The sequence below is a fragment of the Novosphingobium rosa NBRC 15208 genome (assembly GCF_001598555.1).
Taxonomy (GTDB): domain Bacteria; phylum Pseudomonadota; class Alphaproteobacteria; order Sphingomonadales; family Sphingomonadaceae; genus Novosphingobium; species Novosphingobium rosa.
On the sequence record NZ_BCZE01000073.1, the window covers coordinates 1 to 17,375 of the forward strand.

The following is a 17,375-nucleotide window of genomic DNA, read 5'->3' on the forward strand; positions in this document are numbered from 1 at the left end:
CCGAGGGCTCGACGAACTGCACCAGATCGAGCGTCTTGCGGCTTTCGACCTGGGCCGCCTCAATCTCATCGTCGTCGAGCAGGATATACTCGTCCTTGCTCACCTCGTAGCCGCGAATGATCTCGTCGCGATCGACGGGGCCAACGCCTGGCGCCACCTTCTCATAGCGGATGCGCTTGCCCGTGGGCTCGTGAATCTGGTGAAAGCTGATCGCGGCGCCCGAGCGTGTGGCCGGGTAGACCTCCACCGGGATGGACACCAGGGCGAGCCGGATCTGACCTTGCCAATAAGCGCGTGTGGGCATGCTGGACTCCTCGCAACAGGGAAGGGCTGATGTGTTGGGAGGTTCCGTCAGGCTCACCGGCGATCGCGATCATTAGCGGGGATCAGATCAGGGACGTTGGCATGGCTGCGGCGGCGAAGGAACAGGACAGCGGGCCAGCTGTTCGGGTTGATTGCAAGGACGGGAAGGCGAGCGGCGAAAAGACATGGTCAATCTGAACACGCCGCCTTCGTCGGCAGCGCCAAATTCCTCCATCCCAACCACCGCAGATGGCTTGGCTGGGGTGGTGAAGGGGCAGCGTTGCATGCTGGTCACTGGTGGCACCGGCTTTGTCGGGCGGCATCTCGTGGCGGCGCTCACAGCGGAAGGCCATGGTGTGATCGTGCTGTCGCGCAATCGCGCAAGAGCCAGGCAGATGTTTCCCGATCAGCGCGTACGCGTCATAGCATCGCTGGACGAGATCGGTAGAGACGAACCCATCTATGCTATTGTCAATTTGGCGGGCGAGCCAATCGGCGACGGGCTCTGGACGAGGCGGCGGCGGTTGCGGCTACTCCTCTCCCGGTTGCGGACCACCCGTCGGCTTATCGGCCTGATCGCCCGCCTGGATCACCGGCCCGACGTGCTGATCAGTGGCTCGGCCGTGGGCTGGTATGGCGCGTGGGATGAGACAGCCTTGACGGAAAGCAGCCCGGCGCATGGCGGCTTCTCGCACACGCTGTGCGAGGCATGGGAAAGGGAGGCACGCAAGGCAGAAGGCTTCGGGATACGCACGGTTTTGCTTCGAACGGGTCTGGTGTTGGACCGGGGTGGTGGGATGTTGGCCCGGATGGTGCCGGCATTTCGGCTCGGACTAGGGGCAAGTTTGGGTAACGGGCGCCAATTTATGAGCTGGATTCACCGCGACGATTTGGTCCGGCTGGTTGCTCATGCAATTGCCGACCCGGCTTTAGTGGGACCGCTCAATGCTACGGTGCCTAACCCCGCAACCAATCGTCAGTTTTCTATAGCATTGGCGAAGGCGGTACACCGCCCGTTATGGTTTCGCGCTCCCGCCGGGCTTCTTCGGGTACTGATGGGAGACATGGCGCAAGAGCTGCTGCTTACAGGGCAGCGGGTTCTACCCCAAGCTGCGCTGACCAGTAATTTCCATTTCAGGTACAGCGACCTAGGCGAAGCTTTGCAGCGAAGCCTCTGATCCATTTCCACATGCCTTCCTGATCAATCAACGATCTAAACCGTGATCTCGAATGGCCGTGTAGTTGGACAGTCCGGAAGGTCTCCTACAATACGCGGATTGGCCCAAGCTGCCCTTCATTCACGCGAACAGGAACCGGCGCACGAAAGCCCATGACGTTGGGGGCAGTCCGGAACGACAAGCGTAGACGCGTACCCTGATGCAACTGCTGGTGGATCAGTTGATGTCGGGCTGATCTGGAGAGGTGTTTCAAAATCTCGAGTAATCATTCCGCTATAACAATCTGATCGATTCGCTGTAACCACGATATGACCTCGCCAGCGGGATCTGTCTCCGCCAAACGGGCGGCATTCATTTTGGAGACCGCTCCGTTGTTGAGGATGGATTTGGCCCTACTGACCTTCTGATCGCATTTCCGTATTTCCGCCACTGGCCAAGGAGTCCCAGCCGTTGCCGTATGCACGGCTTGAGCCACAAGGGTTGGGACATCGTCAAAATCGGCGAAAGCGTTGGGGAGGTTCAATTCAATTTGATTGTGTTGGTAAGCCTCCTGGATCGCATCTGGATGCAGAAAATTTTCCATCTCCCGCCGCGTGGTCATCAAGGCCATGCAGCCATCTCGCGCGTTCACCTCGTCGACATAATCTTCGTACTTTCCGCGTGTGGGAGGCGCTTCATCGCGATCATAGATATGAAGCTCGGGCCGATTGAGGTTTTGCAAGCGTGAGGTCCAGAGGGCAAGATTGCTTCCGCCGAACGGAAAGAAGATGAGAGAGCCGGCGATTTCGAGCTGTTCGAGATCAGGAACGTTAACGCCGTCGGTGTTCAGGACGCGGCTCATGCCTTTCAAGAAAGCGATGTCGTGCTTACCCTCAACACCAATGAAAAGTTTCACTGTATGATCGGGAAGGACGCCAAGCGATTTGGCTATCCGACCGTTGACCAAAGTTCCACCTATCTCGATCGTCCTTGCGCCGTTATCTTGGCGCTCGATGAACCGGAGAGCATCGTCAGGAACAGCTCTTGCCAACATAGGCGTATGAGTAGTGACGATGACTTGGCGCCCCGAATGGGACGCGAGATCGGAAAGGGCTGCCATCAACATCCGTTGGTTACGGGGATGCTGACTCGTCTCCGGCTCCTCGACCGCATAAATGATTGAACCCTGATGTTTTTCGGTGGCCGCACGTTCGGCCTTTGCCCGGAAGAAATTGAGCAAAACGAGTCGCTTCACGCCACTGCCACGCTTATTCAGCGGGATGCCTTCATCACCAGTTATGCTGGTTTGAAATAGCGTGTCCCATTTTTTCATCGTCACAATGGGATGAAGTGTTTCCGCTAGGGAAGGGTCCATCTCGCGGATTTTCTCGACGGTAGCATCTGCGATCCGTTTAACTTCAGTCTCGACATGCGCCTGCACTTGCGCCAGATCCGCTTCGACGGCCTTGAGAGCGTCTCGGATCGCGGCTTTCAAAGGGTCTTGGGCTTCTGCATCCTGGTCAGTGCTTGCCCGATCGGACTTAAAAAGTGCGAACGCTGGCAGATAGGGGCTGAGTGCACTCCAAATTTGTTTTGCCCCCTCCTTCTCCAATGAAATGTAGGTTTCAGCGTGCGCTAGGTCGGGGACGCCATTCCACACCGCTTGGCGAATTGGTGCGTTGGCTTGTTTGTTAACAGTGGTAAGATCGATTCCCAATGCTCCAGCGCGTGTGATGAGGTCCGCCTTTTTAAGCGAAAGCAAATCGACTACGCCAGCCGCAGTTGGGTGAAGCGCATGGGCTTCGATAGCAGTCACTTTAGGAGTGGCGAGTGAACCGTCATACGTTTTTCGAATTTCCAAGCGACCAGATGCGTTCACCAGATACTCGGATCCGAGATCCGTTTCGAAATCGGTATCGATGATCAGCTTTTCTGGCAGGTCGTCAAATTCGCAGGTTATGCGCACGGCCTTTCGATCACCGCCCTGGCATCCGTCATCCTTGTCAAGCTTTAGTTCTTCAAAAAAGATTGCCAGCGCTTCCATGATCGCTGATTTGCCGACGTCGTTGCGACCGACGATGGCGGTCATATCTGCGAAATCTACTGAGATTTCGTCCTTATAGCAGCGAAAATTCTCGAGTTTTAGCTTCGCCAACCGCATCTGGCCTCTCCGTCATCAGCGTAAGTAAAATATAATAAACTCAATTCAGTTTCCCGTGACAAGTGATTAATGGTAATTGCATGGTCAACAAAAATTTTTACGGTGATAGCTTCCTTATATCTCTGCATGTATGGCGACGTGGCCCTTGAGTTTTGCATGAACAGAAAGCTGCTATCTGGGGGCCGACCTCGGGTCCGAATTTCGCCAATGGCGACGATATTTTTTAGCGCTTTCAAGCAGGCCAGCCATACCCAGCATTATTACATGATGTGGGGGGGCGAGCCCGCGCCGGTAGTGGCTGCTGCACCGATTGAAGCTGCTGTCTCTGCGGACGCTGGCGCGCGGGATGCGGCATGATTACTCATCGACATCCCGGAACAGATTGGCGGAATCGGTTGTAGGCGCTTTAGGCGAGCTAGGGGAATATGACTTGCTTTCCGGCTCCTCGTATTCCTCCTCCATCGCCTGAACGGCTCTGCGAACGGCCGTGTTTAATGCGAGTATAGGGGCTGGCTCCTTTTCACCTGGAGCAATTATTTTGCAAAGAGTTCTCATTGAGCTTTCCAGTTCGGCAAACTGGTCGTCTGGTGCTAGTTCTCGATCCCATGCTGAACGCACCTGATCCACATATTCATCAATACGGGGAATAACCTCTTCGAAGGCAAGGAGTACGTAGTCTTCCATCTCGTGCTGTGTCAGAACGTCGCTCAGATGGGCAATTTCAAGGAACGTTGCATCGGCATGGTCGACAAGTGCCTCCCTGACCGAATTCACGAAGTTCAAGCGCAGGTCTTCTGGAAGTATTTTTTGTCGGTGTAATGCTGCAAGTAACGTGGAATCGGAATCTTCTTTTATCGGGGCATAGAAACTACTCATTCCCGATAGCAGGTCCGGGCGCTGATCCAGTATGATTTTGCTGAACGTCGCATTGGAGCGGTAAGACAGGAAAAGTTTGAGCTGATGCCGATTCATTTCGACAATCCTGCTCGCGAGTAAATCATTGAAGGTGGCGGAAACGACGAGCGAACCTTGGACCGTCACGCCGGCACAAACCACTTCGTAAACAATCGATTCCGGCCGCGCGCCGCGCAGGTAGAGTTCGACAAGCTCGGGACTTGTTGCAAGATATTTTGAGAACGCATCGCTGACAGTGGGGTGCTTGTAGGACCAGTAAGGGCCGTTCTCATCCTGCGCGAGCAGGAGCAGGCTGCCATCAAGCGCGTCGAGCTGATCGCGCACCAGTGAAGGGGCGACTCCGAATGCATCCGCGCCAGATGATAGCTCCTCGGCCGATACGGGCGACCTGACCTTGCCGCCGTTGAGGAAAACTACCGCGATGGCAGCGCGGCATTCGGGTGCCAATCCCGTGATAATGTCCTGCATGAAGACAAGTGGTTCAGCGAAAAATTTGTGCAGGACATGTGGCTCTGGTGAGAGATCTGCGGCAAAAAAAGTCGACCCCAGGCGCCTCGCGGTTTCGGGCAAGAAATCTTTGCGTTCAGCGAGCGCTGGTAAAAACGATTTGATTTTTTGTCGAAATATAACCGGCTGATCGCCCATTTTGATATGGTTGTAGAGGATTTGCGCACGCTCTGGGACGGATAATTTTTGAACGTCGATTACGACCTGACTTTTAGTCAGCACTGGAAGGGCGCTCAATTTGAGATCGTTCTTGGCAGCTCGCCAGATGTAGTCACGTGAGGTAATGAGGAACCTCGTTCCCTTTTTCATAGCGCTATGCATGAAGGGAAAGACCTGATTCCAATCTTCGGTATTTTGCTTTTGATATTGGGTATTTCCCCAAGCGTCATCAATCCAGAAAAACTGACCTCCATTGGGACTAAGATGCTTTTGGATATCGCCGGGTGATGTAGCTCTGATCGTATTACACTGCCAGCGATCGGCTGCGCCGACAGCAATACTAGCGCCAATGGTAGACTTTCCGGCGGCGGGAGCTCCAAGCAAGAGGACCAGATTGTGTTCGCTGATCGCGCGAACACTTTTTGTGTGAGGAGCCGTCACGACAAGCCGCTGTAGGTCATCGCCCATGGCGCTGAGTATCAGCTGTGCCTGTTCGTATGCGCGGCCATCCAGCAGATCGTTTAGATCGCCCATCCCATAAAGGCGAGGGACGAGCATACGTAACTTTGCAGACGCACGAATTTGCGCGGTAATCCAATCCGCGCCAAACACACGGCAGCAGCTTACACCAGCCTTCTCAAACGCCGCTTTGATCTGAAGTTCGCTCTGCCCAGTGATTGGGTGATTGGTCAGGATGATGTAATCTTGGGCGAGTCCCTTTGCCGCCAGAAGCGCCGCCTTGGCCAGTTCGTCGTTAAGTGCAGATAGCGTAAGGTTCGACGATGGCTTGGACGTGAATTTACACTGGATCGTCGATTGGCCTGATAGCGGACTGCCATCCGCCCAACACCCGACAAACGCGCCATCGCGGCCCGCGTCGTTGCTCGGCAGGAAGCTTTGAACGGGGCGTTGCAAGCAAACCTCGGCCACGCTGACACATAGGTCCTGAAACGCCTTCCACCCCAAAAGATGGAGCGGATAGGGTGTGAGTGCCTCGAGCAGCGTTTGCTTTTTTACAGTTAGATCAATCACTCGAGGATAATACCAGATCAAAGAAAATGGGGAAGCCCTGCTTGACTGATTGCATGCCATGCTGCCGGCAAGAAGGCCGCCCAACTTACTGCCAAGTCATCGCATTCCAGCCCGGAGCCATCACGTTTCGTAATGCGGGCGGATTTTCCTCTCGCGTGATGGGAAAACGCAGATAAACGAGCGGCAGTTAACAATTTTTCGATCGGAACCCGCGAATGACAGCTATGTTAGCAAGGCATTAGCTTGCGAAGCGATCGTCTCGTGATGCTATTCTAGCTAGTTTGACCAGAAAATAATAAATAAAACAGCTAAAAACATGAGGGATGCGATGACGCCGCTTGTGATTGCCGAAGCCTTGAAGCCAGATTCAGACCTTCTGACAGGGATATTGACCATTCTTTCGTATTCATCGTCTCCCAGGAAGCGATAGAGACGCTCACGCCATTCGCTTCTCAGATCGCGTTGGATGGTAAGGAAATGCCAGCCTGACCAGATCACCACGCCGACATAAAGGGCTAATGCGACGGCGATCACCCCGGCAGCGGGACTAACCAGTCGTGCCTCTTTGCTGAGGGTCAGGCGTGCGATGATTAGACCAACATTCCCGACCGTCGCACTCATGACCGCAGCGGCCAGCGAGCGCGTTGCATCGGCCAGTTTGGTGGTTTCATCCGACACGGCTTTTTTCAAATCGCTCAAGGATTTCAGCGCATCGCGGCTCTGTTGCGATATCCCGAAGCCGTAAGCAATCTTCGCGCCTTCAAGGGCGCTAAACATGACACCACCCAAATCCACAATGTCGCCATCGCGCAGCGCTGTGCGTGCCACTTCCGCGGCAAGCAGGGCGTGTCGATTTTCAAGCTCTCTGGCGTTTTCATAGACCCATCCAGCTGCGCGCTGCATGGCCCCAAGTGCAGGCACCTCAATGCGTGGCGCGTTTTCACCGCGGAAGCGAGTGGGCGGAGGCCCTCGAAACAGCAGACGTCCGTCGCGTTCAATCTCCTGGGCCAGAGCACGGGCGAGCGCGTTGGCGGCTCCGTCTCGCCATGGCGTCAACTTGCCGCCTGATATGTCCGTATCGGGATCGCGCAGCAACCAACGATCAATCGGGCTGCAAACCTGCTGTTCGCCGAAGCAACGGACCACACGCACCGGGTCGGCCAGGGCCGGCTCTGGCGAGAAGGCGGCTTCGGCACCCCAGGGAAGATAGCAAACACCAACCGTCTCGACAGGGCGATCCAATCCCTGAACCCAGATGACGGGCTCGACAATTGGCCCGGCGAGTGCCGCCCGGAAACCGGCTGTGGTGAGGATCGGTAAAATGCCGTCTGGAACTTCCGACTTTGCCAAAACCAGCTCAATGCCGACAGCATCGACCTCAATGTCTTCTGGCCGCAGATCGCCGCCCTCGTCGGCCAGGCGCGACAGGGTAAATCCCGACTGCTCCAGACTTCCCAGGACTGAGATGGCGTCCTGGCCGCCCAATTGATAAAGCGACAGGCTTGTGACGGTTTCGGTGACAGGAACGCTTCTGGCCGCAACAAGTGCATCAACCGTTCGGGCGAGATTTGCTCGATAGCGTTCCATCTTCAACAATCCGCCTCGTGGTCACCGTGTAGGTTATGATGCCATCCCGCTCCGTCCTGTTGACAGATTGGCCCATCTGCTCCGCAGGATACTCTACACGAACCTCTTCAGCTGTCCGAACAAACTCGCGCGGCCTTGTCCGGAAAATTCTTGCTTCCGGCCGGAATGTCACGTCGTCCAGGCCTTGCCGTCGCAGATGCATGCGCATTTTGCGTTCGATCCTGGAGCGAACCTGCTCATCGCCGGGCCGGTTGGCCGCATGCAAGGCGGCGTCAACGATATCATCGTTGGTGAGGCTGCCGCGCGGTTGCAAGGCCTGTTTCATACGGCGCAGGGCACCCGGCACGCCACCCTCGGGAAGAAAATCCCTGACATCCATCAGGGCCTTGCGCATCGCTTCATCCAGCTTGTCGCTCAATTCCGCGTCGTCGCGATTGCGCCAGACCCCGAGATAGCGGGCAAAATAATCCGTCAGATCCGGGGCCGGATGCATGCGATCAGCGGCTGATACCATGGGCTGGGCCACGCCGCCGACAACGCGCACGATGCAGATCTTCTGGATCGCCTTGCGTTCTTTTACGAAAGCCTGAACGATGGCGCGCAGGACATTGCGGCCACCCTGCTGTGACAATTCGACCACCTCGCGATAATCGTATTTGATGAGCGCATAAAACCGGGTGTGCGCGCCCGCATTGAGCTGAAAAACGAAAAAAGCGCCGCTCGTCGCTTGCCGGACGTGGTCGCGGGCAAATAAGCGGGCCAGTTCCTGGCCGCCCTGCTCGAAGCCGATCTCCTCTTCCGCCATCCGCTCGATGATCGGTTTGACGAGTGATCCCTCGGCAAATTCATGCACGGCGTCGCTGGCTTCAGACAGGATGCGCGAGCGGAAAAAGCCCTCCTCCTGCACAGGCACTTCAGTTTCAGGATGAAACTCCTCGTCCTGCCGGCCGATGACATGAATGATCATGCGGCTGACAGTGAGTTCTTCCTGCTCGACATCTGTAAAGAACGACACGTGTAATCCTCGTGGCAGGTTGATCTCTGGTGTGCAAATGCGATGCGCTGACAATATTCCGTCATGGCGCGTGGGGGTGTTCCCCCATCAAAGCTCCAACTGGCGTTCAGGCAAGCCTTACATCGTAGCGCAACAGCAGTTCTTCAGTGACGAAATGCCGGTGCTGCTTGATCGCGTCATGAACCTTGCGATAATCTGATGCTTCGAAATTCTTGGTCCAGGCCGGACGGTCGTCAACGATCAAGCTGCCATCTCCCTCTGCAGAAATCCCGGTCGCAAGAAATTTCCAGGATCCAGTTCCTTTGGCAATGTAGGGCGGGAGAGGCTCCTTGAGCTCTGCCAGGCCTGTTGCATTCAGTGTGTCGGCAAGGGCTGTGAGGCGCTGTCCGTCATCTTCATGGATGTTTGTCGTGAGCAAGGCTTCCAGCGCTGCTTGTTGCTCTGCCGAAAGCCCTGGTTGGGAAAGGAAATCGGAACTGTTCGCAAGAAAGGCCTGGATCGTTTGACAGGCCCGATGGGCGGCCGTGAGAAAATCGGGCAAATTGTTGCGATCGACTTGCTCCCCCACACCATTGACATAGCTCCACTCGACCCAGGCACGATCTGGATAATGGAGCGCGGCGCCATGACCGACATTGGACATGATGTCTACCGACAAGGATTTAAACTCGTCCTCACCTTGCTCGATCTTGGCGGAAAGTTCGTTCCACCAATGCTCAGGCGTGGGATGATGTGTTCCTGTCAGATGTGTGACCTTGTTGCGATCGCTCTTGATGCCGCTGAACCCTTGATGAGCCCAAGTATCGACATAGGTGTGCAGGCAAACGCCGAGCCGGTGCAGATCATTATCTTCCGGGGCCTTGGCATGAACTTCGAGGATATGAGAGACAAGCCCGCGTGCGGGCACGCTGTCAGGACGGCACACGACCTGTTCGTCGAGCGTCGCACCTTCGCAGGCGGGCAGGAAGTGAAATGGTGCCCAGACCCGCTCATCCATGTCCTGGTGGGCGTTCCTATAATCAAGCATCTCGTGAGCGCTGGCAAAACGATCAAACGATTGCTGCTCACGAAATTTCAATGGCCCGTCGGTCGTGGCATCATCAACATACTGGCAGGCATGAGCAATCGTTTGCGCTTCGGGGACAGCCATCCCAGCAAAACGAGCCACAACATAAATAACACCGTAGTGGAAATCTTTGTTCATGCACCAGACTCCTGAGCGCGTTACGTAACATTGCGATGTCAGGTCGGTCAGCACCGCTCGCGGACTTTTTGCACAACTTTTCGGAAATGATTTGGGCGGCTTCATAGGGAGGAGAGGTTTGTGTGGCTGACGCTTGGGAGGCCCTTGGGCAGACACGTAAGTGCTGTGAAGCGCGTGGGTTGGCAAGCGTGAGGTGTGCGCGAGGAGCTACATGAACGAACGGTCGCTTAAGGAGGGCTGGTTCGGCGCCTTGAAGGACCGCTTTGTTGGCGGGAGAGGGCGGGGGCCTGCCCGCCGGCTGGAGGGTGGGTCGTTGACCGATGGGTCGTGGTGTCCGGAACGGCAGGTAGTGGCGGGCGATTGGGCATAGCTGCCATTGGTTCAGGGCACGGTATCGCAGCCGTTACGGGCAAGTCTACGGGTCAGGAGAACCAGAAGACCTTGCACCATCCCCGACCACCAGGCGGTTGGAGATGGTGCTGAACTTGCCCACGATCAGAAAGCTTGCTCGATGCCAACGTAAATGCCGCGCGGCGATCCCCACTGGGCCGTGCCACCAGCCAGCGACGTGCCATCCTGCAAGGCGTAACGGGCGCCAAAGGCATTGAGCACATCGAGCCGCACATTGAGCGGGCGGTGGTTGAAGCCGTCGAGGCGATAGACCGCAGCGAGATTGGTCTGCGCGTTGGTCGGCATGGTCTGCCCATTGGGCGTGCCGCCCGCAATGGTCCTGGGCAGACCGCTGCCAACCACGCCATCGGCGGAGAGCAGGAGCCTCCCCGTATGCCAGGCAAAGCCCAACGATCCTGTCACGCGCTGGTCGCCATTGGTCGCAACATAATGATTGGCGATCCATTGCAGTTGCGCCGCCGTAAAGGGCGCTTGTCCGCCGATGATGTTGCGCCCTTCGATCTGCGCCACGGCCAGATTGCCCCAGATTGAGAGGGGGCCTTCGGTGTAGGTCGCGGTCAGTTCCACGCCCCAGCCTTTGCCCTTTTCGTAGGTGAAGGGCCGGGACAGCACTGTCGCCCCGATCCGCACCGCATCCAGCAGATTGCGGGCATGGCGCCAATAGGCATCCACCCCCAGCGTCAGGTCCTCCAGCTTCTGCTCCACGCCCAGATCGATATAATCGTCCCTTTCCGCCTTGGCTGCTGTCTCGGCCCTGGTTGGCCATGCGCCGGTGGTTCCAGCCAACAGATTAGCGGCGGCGGAGCCGGTATCCTCGGAGGCGGGCACAAAATAGCGGGCATATCCGATATGGGCCGTCGTGCCGGTGGCGGGCTTCCAGACGGCATTGATGCGGGGGCTCAGCGCGTCGCCCCCGCCGCTGTTGGTCGCGCTGTCGAAGCGCAGGCCGGTGTTGATGGTGAGGGCGTGCCCCAGCAGCCATTCGTCCTGAAGGTAGGCCCCCAGTTGACGCCGGGTTTCGGCTTCAGAGCCCAGGATGGACAGCAGGGTCGTCGAGGTCTGCTGGCCATTGCCGTCAACGGGCAAGACCGAATAGCCGATCTGGCTGCGATCGCGCGACCAGTTGAGCGTAAGGCCGCCGCGCAGATGATGAGCGGATGACACCTCATAGAGCCCCTCTGCCTGAAACCCCGTCGAGAGATTGTGCTTCGAGACGGCTTGAGCGAGGCCGGTGAACAGCACGTCGCCCATGACATCGGGGGTAATAGCCAGCGCCGAGGCTCTGACATAGGCGGAAAGCTGAGTGGTCAGCGCGCCCGCATTGCGCTGGTACGAGAGAATGCCATATTGGCTGGCGACAAGCTCGTGCCCGCCCCATGCCTCGCTGGGGTAGGCGGTCGTGGTGCCGACTGTCAGGGGGCGCTGGAAGGTCGAGCTGGCGCTATAGGTTGCCGCATCGATGCCACGGGCATGGGGCAGATCATAGGCATCATTCGAGATCCCCACGATCAGCGATAGGCGCGATTGGGCATCCAGGATGCGGTCGAAATAGGCGAAGCCGTCAATCTGGTCGGTATGGTCATGAAGCGGATTGGTCGAGCGATCGGGGACGCTCAGCCCGGCATCGCTGCGCAGCCAAGAGCCGGAGACATAGTAATTGGTCTCCCCCAGTGAGCCCATCGCATCAAAGGCGCCTTCAAAGCGGCCGAGCGTGCCGCCGCTCAGCTCCACCTCGCCGCCGTGTTCATATACGCCGCTCTTGGTGGTGATATTGACGACGCCTCCCGTCTGCAGCCCATATTGTGCGGGCAAAGCCCCGGTCACCAGCTCCACCTTGTCGGCAAAGCGGGCGCGCAACGTGTCGGCCAGATCGGTGAAGCCGTCGGGGATGATCACATTGTTGATGCGATATTGCAGGCCTTGCTGGCCGCGCACATGCAACTCGCCCGATCCGCCCTGGCTGACACCCGGCATCTGCAGCAGCACATTGACCAGATTGGCGGTCTCGCCACTGGGGCGCTTTTCGATAACGTCATTGCTCAGCGAATAGGTCGATGCGCCGAGGCTGGCACTGACCCGCGCGCGGGCATTGTCGAGTTGATGGGCGGTGACGACGATCTCGCCACTGCGCTTCGGGCCATCATCGTCATCGCCGTCATCGTCTCCATCGCTATCGCGAGCGGGCGCCTTGGCCGTTGCCTCGGCAGCGGGCTTACCCTTTTGTACCTGACTGCGGGCTGGCATGCGATCATCGTCGTCATCATCATGATCCGCGTGGGCATGGTGCTGGCTCTTGGCGGTGTCCGCCAAGGCGTGATGTGGCATGAGTCCGGGAAACAGTCCCGCCAGCGCCACGCCGAACCATACCGACTTCCTGATTGCCACCTGTAACCACCTTTTGCTGTGTCTGTCGGCGGCTCCCTGTGGCGCGAAGTTTAAGGCAGTATTAGATGATGCCCTTGAGAGGGGGCATTATGCGTTTTTTGGTGGTCGAGGATGAGGCAAGGATCGCAGAACTCGTGGCAGCGGCATTGCGCAAGGCTGGCTTTGTCGTCGATGTCCACGGCACCGTCGGGGATGCCTGCCATGCTCTGGACCTGTGTCCCTATGACGGCATGATCCTGGATCTCGGGCTTCCCGATGGCGATGGCCTTGATGTTTTGCGCGCCAGCAGAGCCAAGGGGCAGCGTCTCCCGGTGCTGGTGCTGACCGCGCGCGATGCGGTGGAGGACCGGGTTGACGGGCTCGACGCCGGCGCGGATGACTATCTGGTCAAGCCCTTCGCCACCGAGGAACTGATCGCCCGGGCCAAGGCTCTGCTGCGCCGACCCGGCCTCGCTCTTGGCACGGTGCTTCACGCTGGTCGTTTGTCGCTGGATACGCTGGGTCGAGAGGCTCTCGTTGGCGATCAACCGCTGTCGCTGGGGCGACAGGAACTGGCGCTGCTCGAGCATCTGATGCGCCGCCTCGGGCGGGTCGTTCCCAAGGCTGTGCTGGAAGACAAGCTTTACGGCGAAGGTGACGAAATCGCCTCCAACACCATTCCTGTCCATGTTCATCATATCAGGCGCAAACTGGGCGATGCCGGTGCGATGTGCGGCATTCAGACGGTGCGCGGCATTGGTTACTTCCTCATGGAGGAGGCCCAGGCATGATGGAGAACTGGCAGTCATCGCTCGAGGGCAAGCTGATCCTGCGGTTGGCGACCATCCATTTTCTGGCGCTGCTGGTGGGTTTCTTTGCCCTGGCCAATAAGCGCTATCGGTTTGTCCACGGCCTGTCGGATGTGAGCGCCGTTTGGGCTTTTCCACTGTTCGCGCTCGCCGTGCTTTGCGTGGTGATCTTCACCGTGCGCGCAAGTTTGCAGCCGCTGGTCGCCGCAAGTCGTCAGGCAGCCGCCATCGTGCCTGGCAGCGCAGGCATGCGGCTGGATGCCAAGGATGCCCCTGCCGAGATCATTCCCTTCATTCATGCCGTCAATGATGCCCTCGAGAGGCTGGATCTGGCATTCCAGTCTCAGCGCCGTTTTACCGCTGATGCCGCCCATGAACTGCGGACACCGTTGGCGATCCTGACTGCCGGGATCGAAGCCCTGCCGTCCGGCGAGGAGGTGACGAAACTGCGTGAGGATGCGGAGCGCATGGGTCGTCTGGTCAGTCAGTTGCTGCGCGTTGCCCGCCTCGAGATGCAACCCTTGCCCGAGACCAAGGAGATTGACCTGCGTGATCTCGCGGCCAGCGTCGTGGGCCACATGGCGCCTTGGGCCTATCAGCAGGGGCGCGAGGTGGCCCTGGATGAGCCGGCTGGTCCTGTCTGGATTGCAGGTGACGAAGATGCCTTGTCCGGCGCGCTGCGCAACCTGATCGAAAATGCGGTGTACCACGCTCCTGCCGGAACGGAGGTTTTGGTTTCTGTGTCAGCCGACGCTTGCGTGCGGGTGATCGACCATGGTGCGGGCATCCCCGAAAAGCAGTGCCAACAGGTGTTCGAACGGTTCTGGCGAGGGCCCGGAACGCGGCGGCAGGGTGCGGGGCTTGGGCTCGCCATCGTCGCGGCCGTCGCCAACGCTCACCATGCCACCGTTGAGATTGAAAGCACCCCGGGAGGCGGAGCGACCTTTGTCCTGACTTTCAAAGGCAAGCCTCAACGACTGCAAAATAGGCCGCATAAGCAGTCCTGACGTCCGCCTATCGACGTTTCGTGGAAAGATGCCCTTGACCCTGTAGCAACTACAGGCCGTAGGAACGGCTCCCAAGGGGCATCGGGGCTGGTCCGGTGCAGATCCTGGAGGGATGTCTTGCACATCAAGTTTGATCTGAAACGCGGGGGACTGGCGGCAGTTCTGCTCTTGGCGGCATCCATGCCCGCGCCAGCCTTCGCGCAAACTTCGCCGGATGCAGAGGGCAAGGGCGAAGAGTCGGAAGGCAAGGACATCGTCGTGCAGGCAACGCGCAGTGGGCACGGACTGCGGGACCAACCGATCCGCGTTGAGTTGATTGATCGCGAGGAGGTCGAGGAAAAGCAGCTGATGACGCCGGGCAACATCGCGATGCTCGTCAGCGAGACGCCCGGATTGCATGTGCAGGTCACCTCTCCGGCGCTGGGCGCCTCCAATGTCCGGGTGCAAGGTCTGAAAGGCCGATACACTCAAATTCTGGCCGATGGCTTGCCGCTCTACGGCGGTCAGGCTCCCGCAATCGGCCTGCTCCAGATCCCCCCGACGGATCTGGGTCAGGTCGAGATCATCAAGGGTGCAGCCTCGGCGCTTTATGGGCCCTCCGCGTTGGGCGGTGTCATCAACCTCGTCTCGCGCAGGCCTGGATCAGAGCCGCAGGGCGAGGCTGTCATCAATGCCACCAGTCGAGGCGGTCAGGATTTCACGGCCTATCAATCAGGACCGCTGGCCGGCGCATTCTCCTACTCGCTGACGGGCGGATACAGCCGACAGGATCGACAGGATGTGGATGGTGATGGCTGGGCCGATATTGCCGGCTATCATCGGTGGAGCCTGCGTCCCCGACTGTTCTGGGATGGCGCCGGTGGGGCAAAACTTTTCATCACCGCCGGCGCCATGACCGAACAGCGTGATGGCGGAACGATGCCTGGCCGAACCACACCCGACGGCGCGCCCTATGCCCAGACCTTGCATAGCCAGCGCTATGATGCGGGGCTGAATGCTCAAATCCCCATTGAAAGTGTGGGGACACTCTACCTCCGTGCCTCCGGGGTGACACAGGCCCATCGCCATGTTTTTGGGACCGTGACGGAAGATGATCGCCATCAGACTTTTCTGACTGAGGTCTCGCTTGGTGGCAGCGCCGGAGGAACCAGTTGGCTGGGCGGGGCCGCCTATCAAAGCGACAGCTATCGCTCGCGGACCTTTCCCGGCTTCGATTACACCTACAGCGCTCCCGCACTCTTCGGGCAGGTCGAGCAGAAGTTGCTGCCGGACCTGACGCTGGCGGGAAGCGCCCGCTGGGACGATCACAATGTCTACGGCTCAAGGGTCAGCCCACGTCTGTCGATGTTGTTCAAGCCGGGGCCCTGGACCTTGCGGGCCTCGCTGGGGCAAGGGTTCTATGCGCCAACGCCCTTCGTCGAGCAGACCGAGGCCAACGGCCTGTCGCGGCTCGCGCCCTTGCAGGGCTTGCGGGCCGAAACGGCGGATACGGCCTCCATCGATCTGGGCTATGCGCAGGGGCCGTTCGAGGCCAATCTGACCCTGTTCGGGTCGAACATCGATCACGCCGTACAGGTGAAGGACATCGCTGTCGATCGCGTGGCTCTGGTCAATGCAGATGGTTTGACCCGCACGCGCGGTGCCGAGTTGCTGCTACGCTATCGCTGGCAGGCGATCACCGTCACCGGCAGCTATGTTCACACCGATGCGAGTGAACCTGATCCGGATGGTCCTGGGCGGCGCACTGTCCCCTTGACGCCGCGCGACACCGCCGGCCTTACGGCGGCATGGGAGAAAAGCGGGCACGGAAAGGTCGGTCTGGAGGCTTATTACACCGGCCTGCAGCCACTTGATGAGAACCCCTACCGTACCCGCAGCAGCCCCTATGTCGAATTGGGTGCGATGGGTGAGCTGATCCTCGGGCGCTTCAGCTTGTTCCTCAATGCAGAGAACGTGCTGAACGTGCGCCAGAGCCATTACAACCCCATCTTGCTGCCCCAGCGCGGGCCGGATGGCGCCTGGACGGTGGATGCATGGGCGCCGCTGGAAGGCCGTACAATCAACGGCGGCGTCCGGTTTCATTGGGGGGCAAAGTGATCCTCATGCAGTTCGGCTCGGGCATGGCGTATGATTTGCGTCCCGCCCCAGAGGCCAAGACAGCCAAGGATCGCTGCCACGATCAGGTCTGGCCAGCCCGTCCCGGTCCCGAAGACCCCCAGAGCCGCCGCCACGACGGCCAGATTGCCGATCGCGTCATTGCGCGAGCAAATCCACACCGAGCGGCGGTTGGCGTCTCCTTCGCGGTGACGCCAGAGCAGCAAGGCGCAGGCCATGTTGGCGAGCAGCGCGACGAAGCCGACCGCACCCATGGTTCCGGCCGCAGGCAGCGCATGGGCCATGATCATCCAGACGGTGCTGCCCAGAACCCAGCACGCGAGCAGAACCAGCGATATGCCCTTGGCCAGCGCCGCCCGTGCTCGCCATTGCAGGGCCAGCCCTGCAACGCTCAGGCTGATCGCGTAATTGGCGGTGTCACCCAGAAAATCGAGCGCATCGGCGCGCAACGCGGCCGATCGCGCCGAAAGGCCTGCACCGATCTCAAGGACGAACATGGCTCCGTTGATTGTCAGTGCGATCCACAACGCGCGACGCCAGGCCTTGTCCCGCGTTTTGTCTTTCGGCGTTTCGCAACCGCCGCAGCAGCCTCCGGCCATTTCCGTCGCCTTGCTTTCGCCTCAGGGACT

The 17,375-nt window shown here is 58.8% G+C and carries 12 protein-coding genes; 4 read left to right on the forward strand and 8 right to left on the reverse strand.

Annotated features, from left to right (window positions below):
- A partial coding sequence (locus SR3_RS23595; RefSeq protein ID WP_305778524.1) for a Ku protein occupies positions 1 to 304 on the reverse strand: 304 nt, incomplete at its 3' end.
- A 184-nt stretch (positions 305 to 488) separates the two neighbouring features.
- Between SR3_RS23595 and SR3_RS23600 the strand changes: the two genes are divergently transcribed.
- Positions 489 to 1,481, forward strand: coding sequence for a TIGR01777 family oxidoreductase (locus tag SR3_RS23600; protein ID WP_084455867.1), 993 nt, complete (start codon positions 489 to 491; stop codon positions 1,479 to 1,481).
- Positions 1,482 to 1,746: 265 nt separating this feature from the next.
- Here SR3_RS23600 and SR3_RS23605 read toward each other — a convergent pair whose 3' ends face one another.
- The 6 genes from SR3_RS23605 to SR3_RS23635 all read right to left on the reverse strand — a co-directional run bounded on the left by SR3_RS23605 (position 1,747) and on the right by SR3_RS23635 (position 12,836).
- Complete coding sequence (locus SR3_RS23605) at positions 1,747 to 3,621, reverse strand: ATP-binding protein (protein ID WP_068091384.1); 1,875 nt, start codon at positions 3,619 to 3,621, stop codon at positions 1,747 to 1,749.
- A 357-nt stretch (positions 3,622 to 3,978) separates the two neighbouring features.
- Entirely contained in the window at positions 3,979 to 6,318 is a 2,340-nt protein-coding gene (locus tag SR3_RS23615) for an nSTAND3 domain-containing NTPase (RefSeq protein ID WP_157099073.1), read from the reverse strand.
- Positions 6,319 to 6,510: 192 nt separating this feature from the next.
- Positions 6,511 to 7,821: a hypothetical protein gene (locus tag SR3_RS23620; protein ID WP_157099074.1), complete on the reverse strand. Its 1,311-nt coding sequence runs from the start codon at positions 7,819 to 7,821 to the stop codon at positions 6,511 to 6,513.
- Entirely contained in the window at positions 7,784 to 8,836 is a 1,053-nt protein-coding gene (locus SR3_RS23625) for a hypothetical protein (protein ID WP_157099075.1), read from the reverse strand. The genes SR3_RS23620 and SR3_RS23625 overlap by 38 nt, the downstream gene beginning before the upstream one ends.
- Before the next feature lie 106 nt (positions 8,837 to 8,942).
- The gene (locus SR3_RS30850) at positions 8,943 to 10,040 is read right to left on the reverse strand and encodes a DUF6765 family protein (protein ID WP_084455868.1); all 1,098 of its coding nucleotides are present in this window, start codon (positions 10,038 to 10,040) and stop codon (positions 8,943 to 8,945) included.
- 495 nt (positions 10,041 to 10,535) lie between these two features.
- The gene (locus SR3_RS23635) at positions 10,536 to 12,836 is read right to left on the reverse strand and encodes a TonB-dependent receptor (protein ID WP_157099076.1); all 2,301 of its coding nucleotides are present in this window, start codon (positions 12,834 to 12,836) and stop codon (positions 10,536 to 10,538) included.
- A gap of 89 nt (positions 12,837 to 12,925) precedes the next feature.
- On the opposite strand from SR3_RS23635, the gene SR3_RS23640 reads away from it, so the two are divergent.
- The 3 genes from SR3_RS23640 to SR3_RS23650 all read left to right on the forward strand — a co-directional run bounded on the left by SR3_RS23640 (position 12,926) and on the right by SR3_RS23650 (position 16,728).
- The gene (locus tag SR3_RS23640) at positions 12,926 to 13,606 is read left to right on the forward strand and encodes a response regulator (protein WP_068091407.1); all 681 of its coding nucleotides are present in this window, start codon (positions 12,926 to 12,928) and stop codon (positions 13,604 to 13,606) included.
- Positions 13,603 to 14,631: a sensor histidine kinase gene (locus SR3_RS23645; protein ID WP_068091410.1), complete on the forward strand. Its 1,029-nt coding sequence runs from the start codon at positions 13,603 to 13,605 to the stop codon at positions 14,629 to 14,631. Before SR3_RS23640 ends, SR3_RS23645 begins: the two co-directional genes overlap by 4 nt.
- A 180-nt stretch (positions 14,632 to 14,811) precedes the next feature.
- The gene (locus tag SR3_RS23650; protein WP_068091473.1) at positions 14,812 to 16,728 is read left to right on the forward strand and encodes a TonB-dependent receptor plug domain-containing protein; all 1,917 of its coding nucleotides are present in this window, start codon (positions 14,812 to 14,814) and stop codon (positions 16,726 to 16,728) included.
- Here SR3_RS23650 and SR3_RS23655 read toward each other — a convergent pair.
- A complete protein-coding gene (locus SR3_RS23655; RefSeq protein WP_068091411.1) occupies positions 16,710 to 17,345 on the reverse strand; it encodes a cation transporter in 636 nt (211 codons plus the stop codon). The two genes, SR3_RS23650 and SR3_RS23655, sit on opposite strands and share 19 nt — an antisense overlap.
- Positions 17,346 to 17,375 lie beyond the last annotated feature (30 nt).

Excerpts from the sequence above, each read along its gene's own strand:
- SR3_RS23600 (WP_084455867.1), top strand. The coding sequence starts at position 489 with ATGGTCAATCTGAACACGCCGCCTTCGTCGGCAGCGCCAAATTCCTCC.
- SR3_RS23605 (WP_068091384.1), bottom strand. The coding sequence starts at position 3,621 with ATGCGGTTGGCGAAGCTAAAACTCGAGAATTTTCGCTGCTATAAGGAC.
- SR3_RS23620 (WP_157099074.1), bottom strand. The coding sequence starts at position 7,821 with ATGGAACGCTATCGAGCAAATCTCGCCCGAACGGTTGATGCACTTGTT.
- SR3_RS30850 (WP_084455868.1), bottom strand. The coding sequence starts at position 10,040 with ATGAACAAAGATTTCCACTACGGTGTTATTTATGTTGTGGCTCGTTTT.
- SR3_RS23640 (WP_068091407.1), top strand. The coding sequence starts at position 12,926 with ATGCGTTTTTTGGTGGTCGAGGATGAGGCAAGGATCGCAGAACTCGTG.
- SR3_RS23645 (WP_068091410.1), top strand. The coding sequence starts at position 13,603 with ATGATGGAGAACTGGCAGTCATCGCTCGAGGGCAAGCTGATCCTGCGG.
- SR3_RS23650 (WP_068091473.1), top strand. The coding sequence starts at position 14,812 with ATGCCCGCGCCAGCCTTCGCGCAAACTTCGCCGGATGCAGAGGGCAAG.
- SR3_RS23655 (WP_068091411.1), bottom strand. The coding sequence starts at position 17,345 with ATGGCCGGAGGCTGCTGCGGCGGTTGCGAAACGCCGAAAGACAAAACG.